General features: G+C 66.8%; 1 protein-coding gene. It reads right to left on the reverse strand.

Translation table 11 applies throughout. From position 1 onward, the window contains the following. Positions 1 to 24: 24 nt before the first annotated feature. Positions 25 to 1,277, reverse strand: a protein-coding gene (locus IPV10_RS16810) for an IS3 family transposase (protein WP_207485813.1) whose coding sequence is annotated in 2 segments (ribosomal slippage) — positions 25 to 995 and positions 995 to 1,277 — 1,254 coding nt in all. Because the reading frame shifts where the segments join, the coding sequence is not laid out codon by codon here. Between the last annotated feature and the right edge of the window lie 51 nt (positions 1,278 to 1,328).

Genomic DNA, 1,328 nt, shown 5'->3' on the forward strand with positions numbered 1-1,328 from the left:
TGTCCGGAGAGCTGTTTGCTGGTGTCAGCCGGCTCTTTCAACCGGTTCGTTGCGAGCGTAGTCGAGTTGCTCGACCTCGAGGGGTGTGAGGTCGTCGATGGAGCCGTGGGTGCGTTCGGTGTTGAACCAGAGCACCCAGGACGCGGTCGCCGCCTCGACCTGATCGACGTCACGCCAGGGACCCTCGTGGTGGATGAGTTCGGACTTGTAGAGCCCGATCTGCGACTCCGCGAGAGAGTTGTCGTAGGCGTCGCCGACGGATCCGACGGACGGGTCGATGCCTTCGTCGACGAGCCGGTCGGTGAAGGCGATTGACGTGTAGACGCTGCCCGCGTCGGTGTGGTGCGTGAGCCCCTCGAACCCGGTGACGCCTTCGCGGCGGCGGGTGAAGAGAGCCATGTCGAGGCAGTCGAGCACGAGCGGTGTGGTCATGCTCGTCGCGGCGCGCCAGCCGATGACGCGGCGGGAGTGCGCGTCGAAGACGAACGCGACGTAGACCCATCCAGACCACGTCCACACGTATGTGAAGTCGGCGACCCAGAGCTGGTTCGTGCGGAACCGGGCGAAGTGTCGGTCGACGAGGTCCGCGGGGCGGGTTTCGCGCGGATCCGTGTCGACGGGGCGTTTCCGCTTCCCGCGGAGCACGCCGGCGATCCCAAGCTCACGCATGAGGCGCTCGACCGTGCAGCGGGCGATGTCGTGACCGTCACGGCGGAGCCGCAGCCAGAGCTTTCGGGCGCCGAGCACCTTGCGGTGCGCCTGCCACGCGGCGAGGATGATCGGCTTCCACCGCTCATCCGACACGGCCTGTGGTGATGGTCCGCGCCCGCGGGCGTCGTAGTAGGTCGATGGGGCGATCTTCACGCCGTGCTGGGTGAGCACGGCGCAGATCGACTCGACACCCCATCGGAGCCCGCCCTCGGTGCGGTCCTTGTGTTCGTCGATGAAGGCGACTATCGCTTGTGTGGCCGGTCGAGTTCGGCCGCGAAGAAAGCTGAAGCCGCCTTCAAGATCTCGTTTGCCCGCCGCAGCTCGGCGTTCTCCCGCTTCAGGCGCTTGATCTCCACCGCCGCGTCGGTCGTCACGCCGGGCCGGTCTCCCGCGTCGACCTGCTCCCGACGGATCCAGGTGCGGATGGTTTCCGGCGACCCGATGCCGAGCATCTGCGCGACCGCGGTCATCGCCTGGTACTCGCTCGGATAGTCGGCCCGCACCTCGGCGACCATACGGACAGCGCGCTCACGAAGCTCGCGCGGATACTTACTGGGACGTCCCATAAGACAGATCCTTCCAAGGAATCCTGTCTCCGGACACACCGGGGCGAGTCA

Origin of the sequence: Microbacterium sp. SD291 (genome assembly GCF_017355365.1) — a bacterium.
Taxonomy (GTDB): domain Bacteria; phylum Actinomycetota; class Actinomycetes; order Actinomycetales; family Microbacteriaceae; genus Microbacterium.